Genomic DNA, 17,861 nt, shown 5'->3' with positions numbered 1-17,861 from the left:
TAAGGAAAATGATTATTATTTTACAATTTCAGTTACCTGACCAGCACCTACTGTTCTACCACCTTCACGGATAGCGAAACGTAAGCCTTTTTCCATTGCAATTGCGTTAATCAACACTACGTTAATTGTAACGTTATCACCTGGCATAACCATTTCAACACCTTCTGGCAACGAGATTTCTCCTGTTACATCTGTAGTTCTGAAATAGAATTGTGGACGGTATTTATTAAAGAATGGAGTATGACGTCCACCTTCTGCTTTTGAAAGTACGTAAACCTCAGCTTTGAAATCTGTGTGAGGAGTTACTGAACCTGGCTTACAGATAACCATACCACGACGGATATCAGTTTTCTCAATACCACGTAATAATAAACCTACGTTGTCACCAGCTTCACCTCTATCAAGGATCTTACGGAACATCTCAACTCCAGTTACTGTAGACTTTAAGTTTTCAGCACCCATACCTAAGATATCAACACCTTCACCTGAGTTAATGATACCTCTCTCAATACGTCCTGTAGCAACAGTACCACGACCTGTAATTGAGAAAACATCTTCAACTGGCATTAAGAAAGGAAGCTCAGTCAAACGTGGAGGAATTGGAATGTAGTTATCTACTGCTTCCATTAATTCTAAAATTTTTCCAACCCATTTTGGATCTCCGTTCAATCCACCTAAAGCAGATCCTTGGATAACTGGAATATCGTCACCTGGGAAATCGTAGAATGATAATAATTCGCGGATTTCCATTTCAACTAATTCTAATAATTCTGGATCATCAACCATATCCACTTTATTCATGAATACAACTAATGAAGGAACACCAACCTGACGAGCCAATAAAATGTGCTCACGAGTTTGTGGCATTGGACCGTCTGTAGAAGCTACAACGATAATAGCACCATCCATTTGAGCCGCACCAGTAACCATGTTCTTTACGTAATCCGCGTGACCTGGACAGTCAACGTGAGCGTAGTGACGGTTAGCAGTTGAATACTCAACGTGAGATGTGTTAATTGTAATACCTCTTTCTTTTTCCTCTGGAGCAGAGTCAATAGAAGCAAATGAACGAGCTTCAGAGAAGCCAGCGTCAGATAATACTTTAGAGATTGCTGCAGTTAATGTAGTTTTACCGTGGTCAACGTGACCGATTGTACCGATGTTAAGGTGTGGTTTACTACGGTCAAATTTTTCTTTTGCCATGATTTTATACTTATTACTAGGTTAATTTTTATTTAAATATTCTAAAATATCCTCTTGCGAGCCAAAGATGGGACTTGAACCCACGACCTCTTCCTTACCAAGGAAGTGCTCTACCGCTGAGCTACTTCGGCTTATTCTTTAGTTCGTTAAACTCAAACAACAAAAAAGCTCATAGCACAAAATATTGAACTAAATGAACTGTTTTGCATCATTAATAAACTCCTCTACCAATGAATTTTATGAGCGAAAGACGAGGTTCGAACTCGCGACCTATAGCTTGGAAGGCTATCGCTCTACCAACTGAGCTACTTTCGCATTTTTAACTTTGAAGGAGTGAATTTATTAATGAGTACATTAATAAATTCAAACTTTCAATCATTATTCCAGTGGGGGGAGAAGGATTCGAACCTTCGAAACCGAAGTAACGGATTTACAGTCCGTCCCATTTGACCGCTCTGGAACCCCCCCATCTTTTAGTCCTAGTATGTCAAAATCTAGAACTAAAGAGCCTCCTATCGGGATCGAACCAATGACCTACTGATTACAAGTCAGTTGCTCTACCAGCTGAGCTAAGGAGGCTTTTCAATGTTTTAAAGAACTCGTTTCTTTAACCCGTTTACAAGTCGTTTGCTTAAGGGACTGCAAAACTACGAAAATTAATATTCGAACAAAATTTATTTGAAAAAAAAAATCAATGATTTTTTAGGATCATTGATTTTTGTGTAAAATAGCCTTAACAGCCAACTAGTTATGTTTTAAACTTCTTTTACTAAATCTTTATGATTACTCTCATGCGATTTAACTTTGTCTTTCTGTTTGGTAAGTTGCTTCCTTAAAGACTCAATAGCCAAATCCGTAGCTTCCTCAAATGTTTTACAAGTTTCTTTCGCAAACAATGTAACTCCAGGTATCATGATTTTAATCTCGGACGTTTTATTAGTGTCTTCAGCCACATTATTGAGCTTCAGATACACTTCTCCGCTAATAATTTGATCGTAGAACTGATCTAGCTTGTCTACTTTTTTTTGAATGAACGCTAATAGCTTCTGATCAGCGCTGAAATGGATAGATTGAATTCCGATTTTCATGTTTCCTCCTTTTTTAAGCCTTTGGATGAGCTTGTTTATAAATTGTTTTTAACCTTTCAATTGAGTTATGGGTATAAACTTGCGTTGCAGCCAAGCTTGCATGCCCCAATAAGTCTTTAATTGCATTAATGTCGGCCCCATTGTTAAGCAGGCTTGTTGCAAAAGAATGTCGCAAAATATGCGGACTCTTTTTAGTTTGTGTTGATATCAATTGTAAATATCTGTTGACGATGCGATACACTAATTTAGGGTAAGCTGGCTTTCCTTTAGCGGTAACGATTAATACACCATCTGCTAAACCGAACCCTTGTTCTTTTTTAATCCCTACATATGCAATCAACTGATTCAGTACTGATAAATTCAACGGAATAATACGTTCTTTATTTCGCTTACCCAAAACCTTAATTGTTTTTTCTGCCGGCAAGAAGTCAGTTTGCTTTAAGGTAATTAATTCGTTTAATCTTATACCGGTTGCAAAAAGCAATTCAATAACCAGCCTGTCTCTTACACCTTCAAAACTATCCTCAAATGCCTCGCTATCTAACAGTATATCCATTTTTTGCTCAGTAATAAACACGGGAAGCTTTTTTGCAACTTTTGGACTTACCACCTTAACAACAGGATTTTCGTTGATAATACCTTCTTTCAAAGCGAATTTGTAAAATGACCGAATACTTGAAACTTTTCGATTAACTGACCGAGGCTCGATCTGCTTATCCATTAAAGCTATTATCCATAAGCGGATATCTTTATGACTTGCAGTTGCGAAAGTTTTATCTATTTGTTGAATAAAGTCTTGAAACTGAAGAATATCATTTTCATAGGCGATTAGTGTATGTTTAGAATACCGTTTCTCGTACTGTAGATATTTTAAGAAATCCTCTAAAACCATAGAAAAATTTAGACCTAGCTTAAAAAGTGAATATACAAAATGTTTGTCCAATGTTTAAACTAATACCAAAAGATTTAAGTTAAACTAACTAAATCTTCTTTAAAACAGAGCGGACTGCTGTAACGTATAGGTCTGCCGCTATTCTAGCGCAGTAAAAATCAAGGTAAAAACTAATCAAAATAACCATCATCTTTTATGCCTAACGTACAATCAGTTAAACACCTTAGAATTACCAAAACCTAATGAAAGCGATATTTTGATTGTGGATGCGGAACCATTATCAGAAGAAATGATAACCGAAATTTTGAAAGAGTTTACTCAGGAAGAGCTATAAAAAGAAAAAACTATTTATACAATCACCCGAAAGTGAACGCATAAATAGTTAATATATAATCGGCTTAAACCTAAAAAAGATTAAGCTTCTTGGTTCATTGCTTGAATATAAATGGCGTGTCTTCTCTCCATTCTAGATGCTACGGATTTTTTCTCGTAAGCTTGACGACTACGAAGTTCTCTTAGAACACCAGTTTTCTCGAATTTCTTTTTGAAACGTTTTAACGCTCTGTCAATTGATTCGCCATCTTTTACATTGATAATAATCATTTGTTAAATACCACCTTTCTATCCCTCTTTAAAATTCTGTTGGGGTTGCAAATGTAAGAGAATAATTTTAAAAAAGTAAATTAATTAAAAGATGAACTCAAATTAGGCTTTACTGATCATTGAAGCGGTATCCCACTCCCCTAACCGTTTGTAAAAAATCCGGACGATCTGGGTTGGTTTCTATTTTTTTACGCAACCTTACAATATGCATATCTAAAGTACGCGTATTTACATCTGAGTTGTAACCCCAAACTTCCATCATCAGATCATCTCTGCTAATTACGGCGTTTCTGTGGTTTAAGAAATAGAGTAAAATCCGGTTTTCTAATATGGTTAATTCAATTTTTCTATGATTTTTCAACAGGGAATGGGTGTTCGGGTGGTGTTCCATATCGCCAAACCTGTTATTATCAGTTTTGCCTTGTAAAACGTACTTTACCTTGCTATCAATCATTGCAACCAATACATCCATATTAAAAGGCTTGCTTACATAGTCGGAAACGCCAAATTGAAAAGCGTCTATTTTATCGATATCCTGAGATTTTGCAGACATCATAATAATTACGTTTTCAAAACCTTTTGACCTTAAGCTTGTACATATTTCCGAACCTTCTTTTTCGGGCAACATCCAGTCTAAAAGCACAATCTCTGGTTGTTCAGCGAGTATTAGTTCAACGGCTTCGCCACCATTTGCTGTTTGTACAACTTCGTAACCCTCTTTTTCTAAACGGTGACTTACCAAAAACCGCAGATTTTCGTCGTCTTCTATAATTGCTACTTTTATATCTTTTTGCATATATTATTTATCAAGGGGCAAAGTGACTACAAACACTGATCCTTTACCGGGTTTGCTTTTTACGTGGATTTCTCCGTTCATAAAAGTAACAAGTTCCTTACAAAAAGCCAAACCTAATCCAACACTACCTTGCTGGTTGTAACGGCTTTGTATCCTATAAAATTTCTTAAAGATGTGTACTAACTCGCTTGCATCAATACCAATGCCCTTATCCTCAAAAGAAAAAACAATATTTTTTTTATCCTTTACTATCGATATTTTAAGAAATTTATTATCGGCATTTGCATATTTATAGGCATTCTCTATCAAATTATAAAAAATACTACTCAGTAAAACTGGGTCACTCTGAAAAACAGTTAATCCCTTAATGTTTAATTGTATATCGTACTCGGGGTGTTTTAACTGAAAAGCGTCGATAATATTCTGCGAAAAAACTTCTACGTTTATTTCTTCGTTTTTTACTTTTATGGATCTGTTTTCAATTTGTGTAAACGACAAAAGTTTGTTCATCAAATCGTTCAGTTTATCGGCTTCTTCATCTAAGATTTTACCGTACCGCTTTCGTTCTAGATCAGATAAATCTTTCGCATTTAAAATATTGTTACCGGCAATTTTTATAACCGCTACGGGTGTTTTAAACTCATGAGTAAAGTTATTTATAAAATCATACTGTAGGCTAAAAAGCTTCTGATTAACTTTTAAGTTTCTGCTGATCAAAAAAATAAGTATTAATAAAATGCCATAAACAGCAAATATACCTAAACCCACGGGCAAAAACCTGCGTCGTATTTCCTTATCCAGAAATTTTCTATCGCTACTTAAATAAAGTTTGAAGTTTGAAAACGCTAATGGTAAAGCTATTTCCGTAGTAACTAGATTAGGTTTATCTGAAATGGTTTCGAAAGATAATGGCTTGATAACTACATTTTGATATAGCTGAGGATAAGTATTTTTAACAACTAATTTATATGGGTTGAGCTCAAAAGAAAAAATATCCTGTTCATAAAACGGAGAAGGAGGCATTTTTTTAAACATCAGGTCCTTGTACACTTTAATGTCTTCCCTTCTCAACACGTTCATGTAGGTTATCTTATTGTGGGAGATGTTATAAAAAATATTAAATATCTGATCGTTAGAAAGCAGTTTAGTGGTGTCAACGTTAGATAAGTAACTGGCTAATTTTAATCCGATCTTATTAAATTCATCGCCATTTGATAAAGAAAGTGACCCTGGTTTATCTGCAGAAAAAAGAACTGTCGAGTCTTTATTAACGTTTAAACCGTACTGATAAAGCCCTTTTATACCCAATGAAAAATTTAATGTACGCAAACCATCTTCCACGTCTCTATTGCTAATCTGCGCATCGTAAAAAAGGATCCGTTCTACAAAAGGGTATTTATTAAGTACAGAATTTGCGTATTGTGTTGCCGATGTAGAATCTAAAAAACCTTGGTAAAAAGATATTTCCGAAACCTTATTTTGAAAAAAAACATTGTAAGGCAATACTGTTTTCTCCAACACATCAACCTTAGCGGCCGAGAATTCGTTTTCTACTACCTTTTTTGTTAATTTATAACTTACGTATAATGCAATAATTAACAGGCTAGAAATCAAAACTACAAAAGAAGCAATTAGCGTAAAGTTTTTACGATAGCTTAAGATTCTAGTTTTCATTTAACGTTAATGTGGTTTAAGATGTTGGTCTAAAAAGTCTACAAGCTCCGTATAAAATCTGATTTTATTGTCTACATTTTTAAATAACTGTGTCTCATTCTCATTTAAGATGTACTTAATAGGAATATTTTTTTTACGAAGTTCTTTTACAAATTGATTTGTTTCATTAACGTTTACTTTAGCGTCTTTTCCGCCTTGTGCAATCAAAATGGGTGTTTTTATTTTTTCGATCTGAAAAACCGGCGACGCACTTTTAAGATAATCAACATCTGTTTCTGGATCCCCAATCATCTCGTTCAACATTAACTTGTAAGGCTTAAAATGTGCTGGATAGCCTTTAATGTATGTAAATAAATTAATGTAGCCCGAATAAGAAGCAGCACACTTATAAGTGTCAGGATGATTAATAACTTGGTTTAATGCTGCGTAACCCCCAAAACCATAACCAAAAACTCCTATTTGCGAGGGATTTGCAATACCCTCTTTTATAAGCCAGGCAACTCCATCAAAAATATCATCCTGCATTTTAGCACCCCATTGCTTAAACCCGGCATTCTCAAATTTTTTACCATAACCGGTGGAACCTCTATAATTCATCTGCAGAACGGCATAACCCCTATTGGCCAAAAACTGCACCTCTGGTAAAAAACCAAAGACATTCCGTTGACTTGGACCTTGATGCGGTAATATTACGCAAGGCAAATTTTCTTTCTTTTTACCTAAGGGCAAAGTTAAATACCCATGAATCGTTAAGCCATCTTTTGTTTGATAGCTAATTGCCTGCATGCTACACATATTGGCAGGCTCAATTTCAGGATTAACTTCAGATAATTTTTTAAGACTTCGTTTTTCAATGTTATAGCTATAGAAAGCCCCGGGATTTCTATCCGTGTAGACTTTAATAATGAGATTACGCTCAGAAATATCTATTATTTTTATTTCTTGATTTGGGAGTTTATCCGAGATATCCTCATATATTTCTTTATACGTTTGGTTTAGGAAATGCCTTTGTCTTCGGTCTAAATCATAAGCTACCAGAGCTGGTTCTTTATTTAACCCCGAAGTCAAAACTTCGAGGATATCCGCATCTGGATGCTGATAGATCAGCTTCGACTCTTTACCTTCTAAACAGTCAAACTCAACCAATGCAAGCTTATCGCGATTAAGATCCGACAATGCGTAAATGTATCGCTTGTTTTTTGTAAACCCTAAAGGTTTTAAGGTACTCTTAAAATTATTACTGAATATAGCTTTGAATTTTTCTTCGATGTTTTCCCTGTAATAAATCGTTTCGTTTACTCCATCACTACCGGCACCTAAATTAACATCTCCCTTTTCATCTGCAAACCAAAGTAAAATATTGCCGGGATTCTCTACGAACAGCTTTTTCGAACCATTTTCTATATTTAAGTGGTAAACATCAAAAAACGATTCGTCCCGCTCGTTACTAGTAATTAATACCTGGCTAGCGTGAACGCTATTATCAAGGATACTTAGTTTTGTACCAGCTCTACTCTTAATCGAAGTATAATTTGTTCCATCTTTATTGATCAGGAAAGCACCACACCTATTGTTAGTGTCTCTTTCTTTTTCACAAAACAACCTATTATTACCCACCCAGCTAAAATCTCGGATAGATGAATCCTCGAACTTTGTTAACTGTAATCTAGTGGTATCATCAATTGAACGTACAAAAACATTCATTTTACCTTTATAAGTCTGTAAAAAAGCAAGGGCTTTACCGTTAGGCGAAATACGATAATTAAATTGTTGGGCGTTTTTAAAAAAGGCATCTACCGGCAACACCTCTACCACTGGATGTGTAGAACATCCAGCTATCAATAGAACAGTTATAAGGTAATATTTTTTAATCCAATAGGGCATTAAATCTTTTTGTTACTTTATTTATACAACATCCAGAAAAAAGTTTGCAAACGTGAGTTTAACACAAAACCAAATTAGGTATTAAAACACGAGTAAGGTTTATAACGGCAGTAACATTTAGAATACACTATTTATAAACCTGATTTTAACAATAGCCACAAGAAATTTCTATTTTAGCATTGATGTGTAAACCTTTTAAGATTTTAAGCACTGTACTTCTTTTGCTTGCATGCTTTAATTATGCAAAAAGCCAAAATTCGGTAAATGATATGGAGTTGGCTCGTCAATTTTATAACAATGGCGAATATGATAAATCTTTAGCCATCTATCAAAAATTTTATCAGCACAATACCGAAAATGACTTTTATTTTGAAGCTTACTTTAACACACTTCTAAAACTCAAAAACTACAGCGAGGCCGAAAAAATAGTTACTAAAAGGTTAAAAATCAACTCCAAATACGGCATTAATTTGGGGCAATTGTATTTAGAAAAAGGCGAAGTTGACAAGGCCGACAAAACTTTTGATGATGTTTTAAATAAAATGCCCAAAGATGAATTTGCAATAAGCGGCATTGCCAATTCCTTTTACAGCACCGGAAATTACGATTATGCTATTAAATGTTTTTTAACGGGCAGAAAATTATTAAAAGATGAGTATGCTTTTAGCTTCGAGCTTATTAATTTATATCGGTTTAAAAAACAAAAAGCAGAACTTACCGATGAGGTTTTAAACACCTTAGTTTATCAACCAAGCTTTTTGGCGAATGCAAAAAACAACCTGGCCAGAACCTACGAACGTGATGAAGATTACGCAACATTAAAGTCTTTATTGCTGAAAAAGATACAAAAGGACCCCCAGAACACCACTTTTATAAACTTGCTGGCTTGGGCTTATCTACAGCAAAAACAATATGATTTAGCTCTTGTACAGCTGATTGCCTTAGATAAAAGAACGCAGGATGATGGGGCTTCCCTTTATAACTTTGCAAATATTTTGATAGAAAACAACGCTTATGCTACTGCCGAAAAAGCTTACCAATATATTTTAACAAAAGGCCAAAACACGCCTTATTATATCGCATCTAAAGTGGCGATGTTACAGCTTAAAAACCAACAGGTAATTGACGGCACCTATTCGCAACAACAAATAGAGCAGTTAAGTACCGATTACGAACTACTTTTGAAAGAATACGGCGAAAACCCACAAACCATTTTTGCAATTAGAGCCTTAGCTAATTTAAAAGCTTTTTACGGCACTAAAACACAAGAGGCTACCTTATTACTGGAAAAAGCAATAAGCCTACCCAATATAAATCCGGATATTGCTGCGCAGCTTAAGCTAGATTTGGCAACTATTTATATTTTAAATAACCAACCTTGGGATGCTGCGCTTTTATACGGCCAGGTAGAAAAAAATTTTAAAGACCACCCAATTGGGCAGGAAGCGAAGTTTAAAAATGCTAAACTTTCTTTTTACAACGGAGATTTTAGCTGGGCAAAAGCGCAGTTAGATGTGCTAAAAGCTTCCACATCGCAATTGATTGCTAACGATGCGCTTGATCTAAGCCTACTCATTCAGGATGATTTAGCTGTTGACAGTACCGGGAATGCTTTAAAAATGTATGCAAAAGCCGATTTGTTACAGCTAAAAAACAAACCTAGCGAAGCTATTAAAACATTGGATAGTTTAACTGCGTTATACCCGCAATCTAGCTTGTTTGATGATGTGCTGATGCTAAAATCAAACATTTACATTAAACAACAACAATATCAAACTGCACAAAATAACCTTAGTACCATTGTAAAAAATTATCCCAACAGCATTTGGGCAGACGATGCGCTTTTTAAACTTGCGGTGTTAGAAGAAGAGAATTTACAGGATTTAAATGCTGCTAAAAAGTATTACCAGCAATTGATGAATCAATACCCTGGGAGTTTATATTTGATAGAGGCCCGCAAAAGATTTAGAAATTTAAGGGGAGATGCGCTGTAATAAAAAGCCGTTGATTAACTTAGCGCCATGATTATTTATAACGTAACTACTATTATTGAGGATACTATCCACGAAGAGTATATCCAATACATGCAAAATGTGCATATGCCTGCGGTAATGGCGAGCGGTAAATTTATTGATTGTCATCTTTTAAGGTTAACAGAGCCCATAAATGAAGGCATAACCTACTGCGCACAATATGTTACCAATGATGCAGAGCATTTAGAAGATTATCGGAAAGATTACTCGCCAAAGTTGCAAGAAGATATTTTAAAAAAGTTTCCTGAGCAGTTTGTTTCTTTTAGGAGCGTATTAGAAAAAGTATAGATGAATATTATTGAAACCCCTATTAAAGATTTAGTTATTATTGAACCCAAAATTTGGAAAGATGATAGAGGCTACTTTTTTGAAAGTTACAACAAGGCTCTTTTTGAAAAATTAGGTTTAAACGCAGAATTTGTTCAAGACAATCAATCTTACTCGCATAAAAATGCTTTACGTGGTTTACATGCACAAGCTACACCTTATGCGCAAGGGAAACTGGTACGGGTAGTGCAAGGAAAAGTATTGGATGTTGCAGTAGATATCAGAAAAGACTCTCCTACTTATGGTCAGCATTTTAGTGTGGAACTCAGCGGAGAAAACAACAAAATGTTTTACGTACCTCCAGGATTTTTACATGGCTTTTTAACTTTAGAAGATAAAACCATTTTCAACTATAAGTGCACTGGACTTTTCCATAAAGATGCGGAGATAGGCGTAATCTGGAATGACAAAGATTTGCGTATAGATTGGGGAATTAATTTTGAGGACACGGTGGTTTCACCAAAAGATGCGGTTTTACCGGCATTTTCTACCATCAACAGTCCTTTTTAAATTTAAAATTATGGCTTTAAACCAAAAAACTTTAAGATTAAACAAAGCCATTAGTGATACTGGTTTCTGCTCCAGAAGAGATGCTGACAAAGCAATTTTGGAAAGGCGAGTAACTATTAATGGCAGAGAAGCTATTTTAGGCGATAAAGTAAGTGATAGCGACGATGTTAGGGTAGACGATAGACGGGTGAGATTTAAGGATGAAAGCGACTCGATTTATATTGCGTTTAATAAACCCAAAGGAATTACCTGCACTACAGAAAGACACGTTGAAGGAAATATTATTGATTATATAGGTCATCCCAGACGTATTTTCCCTATCGGGAGGTTGGATAAACTATCTGAAGGATTGATTTTTTTGACCAGCGATGGCGACATTGTGAACAAAGTTTTAAGAGCGGGCAATAACCACGAAAAAGAATATGTGGTTACGGTAAACAAACCCATAACCATTGATTTTTTACGAAAAATGGGAAATGGTGTGCCTATAATGGATACCGTAACTCAAAAATGCTTGGTAAGGAAAGAAGGAGAATCTACTTTCAACATTATACTTACCCAAGGCTTAAACCGCCAGATCCGTAAAATGTGCGAATACTTAGGTTACGATGTTACGCGTTTAAAGCGTACTAGGGTGATGAATATTACAACCAAAAATATACCGGTAGGCACATTTAGAAATCTTACCCGTGAAGAGGTATCAGAAATTATGGGTTTAGTTTCTAGATCCAGTAAAACTGAAGAAGCTTCTAAAGGCGATACGGGCGTTAGAAAAGTGAGCAAGAAACAGAACAAATACATTTAGCGTCTTTTTTTAGACCGAAATTTCGGCCGTGTATCGCTAAACCTAAAATAGCTTTACACGGCTTTTTCTTTTTCAAAGAGGTTTAAAATCCAATTATAGCCAATTTTAGATGAGCTCATTATATTGAAATGGAAAAACAAACTATCGACCGAAGTTCTGAGATAGTTAGAAACCTTTATTTTTTTGGCTTAATATTGGTTGCGTTAGGCGGATAAAGCAAGGCTTTTAGGAATGGGAATGTGCGCTGTAAAAGCCTGTTCTTTTTATGATTTTTTATCATAAAAAAACCGTAGCGGAGCGGAGTGCGACATACGCCGACCTTTAGGGAACGCCCTTAAAAAAACTAAAGGCAAAAGCATAAGGCTCCTATTGCAGGAAAACAGATTCTTTAATAGGAATTGAAATCAAAACTTAAAGACAAACCAATGAATTTAGCAGAAACCTACCTTAACATAAGACAACATACAGCAACAATTTGCGAACCATTGCAAACCGAAGATTATGTGGTGCAACCTGTGGTTGATGTTAGTCCGCCGAAATGGCACTTAGGACATACCACTTGGTTTTTTGAGACTTTTATTTTGAAGCTAAACGCTGTTAAATATGAGGTATTTGATGAAAATTACAACTTTGTTTTTAACAGTTATTACGAAACTGTTGGGGCAAGGGTGATCCGTACCGATCGTGGGAATTTGAGTAGGCCAACTGTGCAGGATGTTTACCGGTACCGAGCCTATGTGGACGAAGCTATGGTTCGGTTTTTAGCTTGTGAGGTAAGTGACGAGGTTAAGGCGTTAATAACGTTAGGGCTAAACCATGAGCAACAGCACCAGGAACTATTATGTTACGATATCAAATATATTTTGGGGCATAACCCTTTATTTCCGGCTTATGCAACTGAAAATATTGAATGCAATTTGACTGCCGGGGGAAGCGGATTTGCAGCTATAAACGAAGGGGTTTATGAAATTGGTTATGCTGGGAAAGATTTCTGCTTTGACAATGAGCTGGGAAGACATAAAGTTTACATCAACAGTTTCGAGATTTCGAAAAGCTTGGTTAGCAATGCTGAATATTTAGAATTCATAACCCAAGGCGGTTATCAGAATTTCAAGTTTTGGCATTCAGAAGCTTGGGATTGGGTACGTAACAACGACATTAACGCACCTTTATACTGGCACCTAGTTGATGAACAATGGTTTAGGTATGATTTACAAGGTTTAAACCCGATTAATATGGATGAACCGGTTTGCCATATTAGTTTTTACGAAGCTTGGGCATTTGCAGCATTTAAAAACATGCGTTTACCTACAGAATTTGAATGGGAAGTTGCTTCGGCTGAATTGGATTGGGGAAAACTTTGGGAATGGACAGAAAGTGCTTACCTACCCTATCCAAATTTTGTAAAAGCTCCTGGCGCAATTGGCGAGTACAATGGTAAATTTATGGTAAACCAAAAAGTTTTACGTGGTGCTTCTGTGGCCACTTCGCCAGGGCATCAACGGTTTACTTATCGCAATTTCTTCCACGCTAATTTACGGTGGATGTACAGCGGGATTAGATTGGTTAAGTAGCTTAGGAATAAAGACAAACGGTATAATGTAGAAACAAAAAAAGACCGGTGAAAAACCGGTCTTTTACATTTAAATATATCTGAATTATTTCCGTTGTGGTGTTTCCAATAATTTAAAGAATTGATCTAACTGTGGAAGAATTACAATACGCGTTCTTCTGTTTGCAGCCTTACCATCCGCAGTATCGTTAGTACTAACCGGTACATATTCACTTCTGCCGGCGGCGGTCATTTTAGCCGGTGGAATGTTATATTGGTCTTGGAGAATCCGCACTACAGAAGTAGCTCGTTTAACACTTAAATCCCAATTATCTAAAATTACCCCGGTAGATTTGTATGGAACATTATCGGTATGTCCTTCAACCATAAACTCAATATCAGGTTGGTTCAACAGCACTTTCGCTACTTTGCCTAACACATTTTTAGCACCTTCGTTAACTTGGTAACTTCCGCTTTTAAACAAAAGTTTATCAGAAATATCGATATAAACCACACCTTTATCTACCTTAATATTGATGTCTTTATCATCCATATTGCCAATGGCTCCTTTTAAATTCATTACCAAAGCCATATTCAAAGAATCTTTTCTTTGTATGGCTGATTGTAAATCTCTAATGTAACTGTCTTTTGCGCCTATATTTTCTAAAGATTTATTGATGCTTTCCGCCTGTGTTCCGGTAATTACAGACAGGTCTTTTAGCTGATTAACCATTTGGCTATTGCTACCTTTCACATTTGACAGCTGTTCGTTAAGGTTTTTTATCCGCATTTGATAATCTGCACTGCTACTTTTTTTCGCATTCTCGCAGGCTAATAGTTGATTTTGTAAATCTCTGTAAAGGCTATCAAGTGTTTTATTTTGGGCTTGTGCCTCTCTTAATTTTCTTGGTGCAGAACAGGACGCCATAATCAATGCAACCCCTGCAACTGCCAATACCGCTTTAATTTTCATAATAATCTATTTATGTTAAAACTATTTTCGCTAGTGTTACAATTACTGTGCAATAGCATTATAAGCAACATATTGGTTGTTAACACACTGATTCCGTCCTTTTTAGCCTACGTTAATAAGAAGGTATTTATTTAAACATCTTCTTATTTATATTGTTCAATGCCAAACTTTTACTAAGTTTAAAGCCTATAAAAATGAGCCAAAACTACCAACAGCTAATCCATAAAATAGACGGTTTTATCAGAAAATATTATCTGAACAAAATTGTACGTGGTTTAATTTGGTGGATTGCCGGTTTTTTGATCAGCTATTTGGTTTTTATTGTTGCTGAGTATTATGGCTATTTCAACATTACCGTAAGAAGCATTATTTTTTATGGATTTATAACTGTACAGGCGGTTTTATTCTGGTTTTTGATAGGAAAACACCTGGTTTCTTATTTTAAGTTGGGAAAAACCATTAACCGCCAACAGGCTTCGGTTATTATCGGAAATCATTTTCCTGATATTCAAGACAAACTGATTAACACCTTAGACCTTAAACAGCTTGCAATTGAAAATCCCGAGCAAAAAGAACTGATTGAAGCCAGTATTAACCAACGGATTGCCAACTTTAAACCTATTCCGTTTGTAGCGGCGGTAAATCTTTCCGAAAATAAAAAGTACATCAGCTATGCTTTAATTCCTATTGCCATAGTTGTTCTACTTGCTTTTGCAGCACCGTCTGTTTTAAAAGATGGTACCGAGCGGATCATTAATCACCAAGTTTTTTATAAAAAGCAAGCACCTTTTGAGTTTAATGTTTTAAACAAAAATTTGGTTGTGCGCCAAGGCGATGATTTAACATTAAACTTAAAAATGACTGGCAACCAAGTGCCCGAAGAAGTTTATTTGGTAGATGGCCTTAACACCTTTAAGCTCAACAAAAAAGATATTATTAATTTTAGTTACGATTTTAAAAACCTGCAAAAAGATAAAAAAATAAGATTTCAGGCAGGCGAATTTTTCTCTGATGAGATTGAGATTAAGGTTAAAAAGAAACCTTCACTTTTGAGCTCTCAGGTTGAACTTACTTATCCAGCTTATCTTAAAAAGAAAAATGAAACGCTCAGCAATCCCGGAGACCTAACTATTCCGGCGGGGACAATAGCTAAATGGAATTTTAGCACCGAATATGTTGATGATGTTTCGCTATCAATCAATAACCAAACAACAGCCACAAAAAAGAACAATAACGTTCAGTTCAACACCCAAATCCGGCTATTAAAAAGTGGAAAATACAGTATCAATTTTAAAAATAACGAATCTGTAGTTAGTGATTCTGTAGCTTACAGTTTAACAGTGATTACCGACGAATACCCCAAAATTGAAGTGCAAGAGCGTATTGATTCTGCAAATGTAAATGTGCTTTATTTTATAGGCAACACCAGCGACGATTATGGGTTAAGCTCCCTAAATTTCCATTATCAGCTGTTAAAAGCGACCGACAAAAACAGACAAGGAAAGTTGTTTACTATACCGGTAAACTTTAACAAAGGGCTTTTACAAAGTAATTTCTTTTATGTATGGCCGTTAAAGCAACTGGGAATTAAACCCGGCGAAGAAATTTCTTACTATTTTGATGTTGCAGATAACGATGGCGTAAACGGATCAAAACATACGCAATCTATTAAACGGATTTATAAATTAGCGAGCACTATAGAACAGGTTGAAAAATTAGCAGAAAGCACTGAAAGTATTCAGCAAAAAATGCAACAGGCTATTAAAAAGGCCGATAAAATACAGCAGGAAACCAAAAAGCTAACGCAAGATCTAATGGACCAAAAAAATCTTGATTACGAACAGAAAAAACGGATTGAGAATTTAGTGGCAGAGAAAAAAAGCCTTGAAAAACTAATTGACGACATACAAAAAGATGGAAAACAAAATTTAGAGCAATCCAAAGATTTAGAAAAGCAAAATAAAGATCTGTTAGAAAAACAAAAGCAGATCCAGGATTTGTTTGAAAATGTACTTGATAAAAAAACGAAGGATTTGTTAGAAAATTTACAAAAGCTGATCGACAAAAACCAGAAAGATAGGAGTCAGGACGAATTGCAGAAGATGCAATTAGACAATAAATCTTTACAAAAAGAACTCGACAGAATTTTAGAGCTCTATAAAAAACTGGCTGTTGAACAAAAACTAAATAATACCATTGACAAATTAGAAGAGCTCGCAAAAAAACAAGAACAGCTAAGTAACGATGTTAAATCAAAACCTACAACGGAAATTAAAAAGCAACAAGAACAACTAAAAAAGGATTTTGATGGGATTAAAAAAGACTTAAAAGATGTACAGGAAAAAAATGAACTGCTAGAAAAACCTGAGGATTTCAATATCGAAAAGCAAGACCAACAGAACATTGACAAGGATTTGGACAACGCAGACAAAAATTTAGAGAATAACAAAAAACAGGATGCGACAGAAGCACAAAAAGGTGCTTCTGGAAAAATGCAGGATTTAGCACAGAAGCTAAAAGACAGCATGCAGGGCGGACAAGAAGCGGAAAACAAGGTTAATGAACAGCAACTGCGAATGATTTTGAAGAACCTCCTTAAAACGTCATTTGACCAGGAAAAGCTGATGCTTGATTTCAAAAATAGTAACCAAGATGATCCAAACTTTGTAAAACTCGGGCAAAAACAACTGGAAATTAAAGAAAACCTAAAAACAGTTGCCGACAGTCTGTACAGCCTCAGCAAATTGGTTCCGCAAATACAATCTACTGTAAATAAAGAAATTACAAATATTAACCAACAGATAAACCTTGCCATAGAACAAATTACCGAGCAAAAAATAAGCGAAGCCAACAGAAATCAGCAGTTTGCTTTAACCGGTATTAATAATTTGGCTTTAATGTTGAGTGAAGCGTTGCAACAATTGCAGAATGCCATGAAAAACGCAAAATCGGGTGGCAAAGGTGGAAAGCATAAGCCAGGCTTATCTGAACTAAGCAAAATGCAGCAACAACTGAACAAAAACATGCAGAAAGCAAAAGATGCCATGCAACAACAGGGCATTATGCCAGGACAAAAAGGTGGTAAAGAAATTTCGGAAAGTCTGGCTAAAATGGCGCAACAACAGCAAATGATAAGGCAAGCGCTACAAGAAGTCAACAATAGCTTAAACAAAGACGGACAGGGAAAACTGGGCAATTTGGAAAAAATTATAAAACAAATGGAACAAACCGAAGCCGATCTCGTAAACAGACGTATTACACAAGAAGCGCTAACCAGACAGCAGGAAATACAAACAAGATTGCTGGAAGCCGAAAAAGCAGACCGCGAGCGGGAGCAGGATAATAAAAGAGAAAGTAAAGCACCAAAGGAATTTTACCCGAATTATAACCTAATTTTGGAAGAATACCAAAAGCTAAAACTTAAAGAGACGCAGCAAATTAAAACTGTGCCTCCATCTTTAAACTATTTTTACAAGAATAAAATAACAGAATACTTTAAAATATTAAATTTGGGAGAGTAA

14 protein-coding genes and 4 tRNA genes are annotated in these 17,861 nt (G+C 35.6%); 6 read left to right on the top strand and 12 right to left on the bottom strand.

Features of this window, described 5'->3' with window-relative positions; all coding sequences use genetic code 11:
* Positions 1-15 precede the first annotated feature (15 nt).
* The 11 genes from tuf to B176_RS0103330 all read right to left on the bottom strand — a co-directional run bounded on the left by tuf (position 16) and on the right by B176_RS0103330 (position 8,140).
* The gene (gene tuf / locus B176_RS0103380; protein ID WP_017257368.1) at positions 16-1,203 is read right to left on the bottom strand and encodes an elongation factor Tu; all 1,188 of its coding nucleotides are present in this window, start codon (positions 1,201-1,203) and stop codon (positions 16-18) included.
* 59 nt (positions 1,204-1,262) lie between these two features.
* Positions 1,263-1,334 (bottom strand) — tRNA-Thr (locus B176_RS0103375).
* Positions 1,335-1,445: 111 nt separating this feature from the next.
* Positions 1,446-1,518 (bottom strand) — tRNA-Gly (locus B176_RS0103370).
* A 72-nt stretch (positions 1,519-1,590) separates the two neighbouring features.
* A tRNA-Tyr gene (locus tag B176_RS0103365) sits at positions 1,591-1,671 on the bottom strand.
* A gap of 38 nt (positions 1,672-1,709) precedes the next feature.
* Positions 1,710-1,782 (bottom strand) — tRNA-Thr (locus B176_RS0103360).
* Between the two features lie 176 nt (positions 1,783-1,958).
* Entirely contained in the window at positions 1,959-2,291 is a 333-nt protein-coding gene (gene hpf, locus B176_RS0103355; RefSeq protein ID WP_017257367.1) for a ribosome hibernation-promoting factor, HPF/YfiA family, read from the bottom strand.
* 13 nt (positions 2,292-2,304) lie between these two features.
* On the bottom strand, positions 2,305-3,183 hold the full coding sequence (locus B176_RS0103350; RefSeq protein ID WP_017257366.1) for a tyrosine-type recombinase/integrase: 879 nt from the start codon (positions 3,181-3,183) through the stop codon (positions 2,305-2,307).
* A 414-nt stretch (positions 3,184-3,597) separates the two neighbouring features.
* Positions 3,598-3,786 carry a 30S ribosomal protein S21 gene (rpsU, locus tag B176_RS0103345; RefSeq protein ID WP_017257365.1) on the bottom strand — a complete coding sequence of 63 codons (189 nt, stop codon included), beginning with the start codon at positions 3,784-3,786 and terminating at the stop codon, positions 3,598-3,600.
* A 109-nt stretch (positions 3,787-3,895) separates the two neighbouring features.
* Positions 3,896-4,582, bottom strand: a complete 687-nt coding sequence (locus B176_RS0103340; RefSeq protein ID WP_017257364.1) for a response regulator transcription factor — start codon at positions 4,580-4,582, stop codon at positions 3,896-3,898.
* A 3-nt stretch (positions 4,583-4,585) separates the two neighbouring features.
* Positions 4,586-6,256 (bottom strand): sensor histidine kinase, encoded by a 1,671-nt coding sequence (locus B176_RS0103335; RefSeq protein WP_017257363.1) that lies wholly within the window; start codon positions 6,254-6,256, stop codon positions 4,586-4,588.
* Positions 6,257-6,262: 6 nt separating this feature from the next.
* On the bottom strand, positions 6,263-8,140 hold the full coding sequence (locus B176_RS0103330; RefSeq protein ID WP_017257362.1) for a S9 family peptidase: 1,878 nt from the start codon (positions 8,138-8,140) through the stop codon (positions 6,263-6,265).
* Between the two features lie 182 nt (positions 8,141-8,322).
* Here B176_RS0103330 and B176_RS0103325 point away from each other — a divergent pair, with 182 nt between their 5' ends.
* From B176_RS0103325 to egtB, 5 genes are all read left to right on the top strand, one after another.
* Positions 8,323-10,134 (top strand): tetratricopeptide repeat protein, encoded by a 1,812-nt coding sequence (locus B176_RS0103325; protein WP_017257361.1) that lies wholly within the window; start codon positions 8,323-8,325, stop codon positions 10,132-10,134.
* Positions 10,135-10,161: 27 nt separating this feature from the next.
* Positions 10,162-10,461, top strand: a complete 300-nt coding sequence (locus tag B176_RS0103320) for a DUF4286 family protein (RefSeq protein ID WP_017257360.1) — start codon at positions 10,162-10,164, stop codon at positions 10,459-10,461.
* Positions 10,462-11,010, top strand: a complete 549-nt coding sequence (gene rfbC / locus B176_RS0103315; protein WP_017257359.1) for a dTDP-4-dehydrorhamnose 3,5-epimerase — start codon at positions 10,462-10,464, stop codon at positions 11,008-11,010.
* A gap of 10 nt (positions 11,011-11,020) precedes the next feature.
* Entirely contained in the window at positions 11,021-11,815 is a 795-nt protein-coding gene (gene rluF / locus B176_RS0103310) for a 23S rRNA pseudouridine(2604) synthase RluF (RefSeq protein ID WP_017257358.1), read from the top strand.
* A gap of 425 nt (positions 11,816-12,240) precedes the next feature.
* A complete protein-coding gene (gene egtB / locus B176_RS0103305; protein WP_017257357.1) occupies positions 12,241-13,389 on the top strand; it encodes an ergothioneine biosynthesis protein EgtB in 1,149 nt (382 codons plus the stop codon).
* 84 nt (positions 13,390-13,473) lie between these two features.
* On the opposite strand, the gene B176_RS0103300 is transcribed toward egtB, so the two are convergent.
* On the bottom strand, positions 13,474-14,340 hold the full coding sequence (locus B176_RS0103300) for an OmpA/MotB family protein (RefSeq protein WP_017257356.1): 867 nt from the start codon (positions 14,338-14,340) through the stop codon (positions 13,474-13,476).
* Between the two features lie 194 nt (positions 14,341-14,534).
* On the opposite strand from B176_RS0103300, the gene B176_RS0103295 reads away from it, so the two are divergent.
* A complete protein-coding gene (locus B176_RS0103295) occupies positions 14,535-17,861 on the top strand; it encodes a DUF4175 family protein (protein WP_017257355.1) in 3,327 nt (1,108 codons plus the stop codon).

Source organism: Pedobacter arcticus A12 (assembly GCF_000302595.1).
Taxonomy (GTDB): Bacteria; Bacteroidota; Bacteroidia; order Sphingobacteriales; family Sphingobacteriaceae; genus Pseudopedobacter; species Pseudopedobacter arcticus.
Note: the sequence above shows the minus strand (reverse complement) of the source record. Positions and strands in the feature narration are given on the sequence as shown.